Annotated in this window: 4 protein-coding genes; all 4 read right to left on the reverse strand. The window is 66.7% G+C overall.

What is annotated here, in order from left to right; translation table 11 throughout:
* Positions 1 to 698 (reverse strand): arginase family protein (locus VFP86_22025; protein ID HET9002329.1); only part of this gene is annotated, 698 nt, incomplete at its 3' end.
* On the reverse strand, positions 679 to 1,530 hold the full coding sequence (locus VFP86_22030) for an ABC transporter ATP-binding protein (protein ID HET9002330.1): 852 nt from the start codon (positions 1,528 to 1,530) through the stop codon (positions 679 to 681). The genes VFP86_22030 and VFP86_22025, both read right to left, overlap by 20 nt.
* Positions 1,488 to 2,330 carry an ABC transporter permease gene (locus VFP86_22035; GenBank protein HET9002331.1) on the reverse strand — a complete coding sequence of 281 codons (843 nt, stop codon included), beginning with the start codon at positions 2,328 to 2,330 and terminating at the stop codon, positions 1,488 to 1,490. Before VFP86_22035 ends, VFP86_22030 begins: the two co-directional genes overlap by 43 nt.
* Before the next feature lie 46 nt (positions 2,331 to 2,376).
* Complete coding sequence (locus VFP86_22040) at positions 2,377 to 3,363, reverse strand: ABC transporter substrate-binding protein (protein HET9002332.1); 987 nt, start codon at positions 3,361 to 3,363, stop codon at positions 2,377 to 2,379.
* Between the last annotated feature and the right edge of the window lie 296 nt (positions 3,364 to 3,659).

Below are 3,659 nucleotides of genomic sequence, written 5' to 3' on the forward strand. Positions count from 1 at the left end.
TTGCGCCCCCTGACGCGATCGAGGCGCGCGAGGGCCGCTTCCACACCGTCGCGGTGGATCTCCTCGGCCCGCACCACCGTGACGCCGTGCGTCTCTCCAAACTCGAAGTCCCCTTCCCCGTACACCGGGCCGCGGATCCCGAACTGCACGGTGGCCCCGGGCAGGTAGAGGCCCTCCTCGAGCGCCCGCCGGAACGGCGTGCCGTGGAAGTACCGGTTGCCAAAGTACTGCTCCCACATATCCTGGTGACTGTCGAAGTGCACGAGCGCGACCGGACCGTGCCTGCGCGCCACCGCGCGCAGAATGGGGAGCGAGATCGAGTGGTCGCCTCCGACGCAGGCGGGAATCGCGCCCGCCTCGAGGATCCCCCCGACGGCGGCTTCGATCCGGCCGTAGGTATCGAGGATGTCCATGGGATTCGTGTCGACGTCGCCGCAGTCGGCCACCCTGAGGCGTGCGAACGGCGAGGTGCGCACCACCGGGTTGTAGGGCCGGATCAGCAGCGAGTGGTTGCGGATTTCCTTCGGCCCGAACCGGGCGCCCGGGCGGAAGCTGACCCCGCCGTCAAATGGAATCCCGAGGATGGCGGCGTCGAGGCCGGCGGGATCCCTGGTGTGGGGAAGCCGCATGAACGTGGAGAGCTGGGCGAACCGGGGAGACTGGAATGCGTTGGGGGGCTCAAACCGTCCGTCCGTCATCGGCTCCTACTCCGGCACCCATCGTTCGGGCGGTCTCCTCGCGGATCATCGCCAGCACCCGGCGTTTCGCGCTCACGAACTCTTCGGAGGTCGTCACCTCGAGCGTGCGGGGGCGCGGAAGCGGCAGCGACACCTCCGCCCTGAACCGCCCGGGGCGGGCAGTCATCACATAGACGCGATCGCCGAGGAAGAGGGCTTCCTCGATGTCGTGGGTGACGAACAAGATCGTCTTCGGCGACTTCTGCCAGATGTCCAGCAGCAGCTCACCCATGAACGCCCGGGTCTGCGCGTCCAGGGCGCCGAACGGCTCGTCCATCAACAGCACTTCGGGATCGTTGGCCAGCGCCCTGGCAATCGCCACCCGCTGCATCATGCCCCCCGAGAGTTCTTTGGGGTAGGCGTGCTCGAACCCGGCAAGCCCGACCATGTTGATGAACCGCCGGGCGGCCTCTTGACGCGTCACGTCGGGGACTCCGCGCAGGCGCGGACCGAACTCCACGTTGCCTTGGACCGTGAGCCAGGGGAACAGGGTGTAGGATTGAAACACCATCCCCCGGTCGGCCCCGGGATCCATGACTTGGTGGCCGTCCAGCCAGATCTCCCCGGAGGACGGCCGCACCAGACCGGCGATGAGGCGCAGCAGCGTGCTCTTGCCGCATCCGGACGGGCCGACGATGCTGACGATCTCGCGGTCGGCGACGTCGAGCGAGAGGCGGTCGACGGCGACGAGTTCCGCGCCCTTTCGCGTGCGGAACGCCACGGAGACCTCGCGGATGCGGAGCTTGGCGGTCACGCCTTCGGAGACCAGGGCAGCAGGCGCCGGTGCAGCCACTTGAACGTGAGATCCATCAGCAACCCCAGCCCGCCGATCACGGCGAGCCCGACGAAGATTCGGTCCGTGAAGAGCCCGCGCATCGAGTTGAGGATCAGGTACCCGAGCCCGCGGTCGGCTGAGACGATCTCGGCGACGATCAGATAGGTCCATGCCCAACCCATCGTGATCCGCAGCGTGTCCATCACCCCGGGCAGGGTGGCCGGCAGCAGCACCCGCGCGACCACCTGCGCGCGCGACGCTCCAAGCGTGTACGACACGTCGAGTTGCTCGTGGGGAACGTGGGCGGCGACATCCGCGACGAGTAGGACGAGCTGGAAGAACGTGCCGATAAAGATGACCGCGATCTTTTCCGCCGTGCCGATGCCGATGTACAAGATCAGGAGCGGGATCATCGCGCTGACGGGAAGGTACCGCACAAAATCCACGACCGGCTCGACGAGCGCCTCCATCACCTTGAACGATCCCATCAGGATCCCCACCGGCACCCCCACCACGACCGCCAACGCCCAGCCCGTTACGATCACGTAGACGCTGGCCTGCGCGTCCTGGATCAGGCTGCCGTCGCGCAGCAGGTCGACCGCGGCGGCGAGGATGGCGGTGGGGCTCGGGAGGAACAACGGCTCGACGAGCTTCCCGTATGACACGATGCACCACAGGAGCACCAGGCCGACGGCGCTCCCGGTGACCGTGCGGAGATAGACTCGCCGGGGGATGGACTCCTGGGGCCTGAAGTAGGCGAAGATCCCGCGAGGGCCGGACCCGCGGCGGGCCCCGACCCCGGGCTGCACCAGGCTCACGTCAACGGCCGCTGGGCCGGCGTCCGATGCCGGCCCAGCCTCCTCCCTAGCGGATGAACTCCCCGTCCACCAGGTCGGCGGCGGCCTCGTTCACCCGGATCATGCCGAACGACTTCCAGATATTGATCGCGTTCTGCGCGGTCACATAGATCGTCCCGCCCGCCTTGAAGTAGTCCCTGTTGATGGCCTCGTCGTAGAAGCGCACGCCGGCGAGCGTCTCCCTGAAGGTCTTCACGTCCTTGAGCCACCCGCCCACCGCCTTGGCCATGACGGCGTCGGACTCGTCTGGGTTCTTCTTCCAGTAGTCCACGGCCTTGTACCAGCCGGCGATCGAGGCCTTGACCGCGTTCGGATGGTTCTTGATGATGTCGGTCCTGTAGAGCAGGATGTCGACGATCAGGCCCGGCGTGCTGCTGCTGTCCACGAGCACGTGGCCGCCCGGAGTCTGCTTGGCCCGACTGAGCCACGGCTCCCAGGTTACCGCGGCATCGACCTTGTGGGCCACGAACGCGGCGCCGGCGTCGTCCTGCTGCATCTGGATACTCTTGATGTCCTTCTCGCTCATCCCGTTCTTGCGCAGCAGGACGCTCAGGAAGAAGTGCGAGACCGATCCCTTGTTGAAGGCGACCCGCTTGCCGCGGAGGTCCTTGATCGACTTGATCGCGTCGACCGCGACGATCCCATCCCCGCCCTTGCTGTCATCGAGGCCGAGCACGGAGCGAAATGGATGCTCCGGGCTCCAGTACAGGCTCGCGGTGTCAAGCGTCGTGGCGATGCCGTCGAGCCGTCCCGAGATCAGGGCGAAGAACCGCGACTTGGGATCCTCGAACGTTCGGAGCTCGACGTTCACCCCGGCCTCGTCGAAGAAGCGCTTGTCCCGAGCCAGGAACAGCGGGCCGTACCCTACCCAGGTCGAGTGCCCGATCAACAGTGTCTCGGCCGCCGCGCGGGCCGGCATCGGGCGCCAGCCGAACGGGACTGCTATAATCAATAGGAGGATCAGGGCCGCCCCCACCCTCCCCCAACGAGACATCAGCGGACACCTCCCTTCGAATAGGGCCCTTTAGCAAGGCCCACAGGGGGATTCCGCCGGGGTTTGGGAAAACCCTCTCCCCCGGCGGCCTTTCGTTGCAGGAGCACAGGGGATCTGCCATGAACGTCACCTAATCAACGATGCAGGCGCCCGAGCGAGGAGGCCGTCCCGTGCCCGGCCTGCCGACCGGGACCGTGACCTTTCTCTTCACGGATATCGAAGGTTCCACGGTTCTGCTCCAACACCTAGGCGATCTGCGCTATGCGGAAGTCCTCACCGCGCACCGGGATATCCTC

The organism is bacterium, from assembly GCA_035703895.1.
Lineage (GTDB): Bacteria > Sysuimicrobiota > Sysuimicrobiia > Sysuimicrobiales > Segetimicrobiaceae > Segetimicrobium.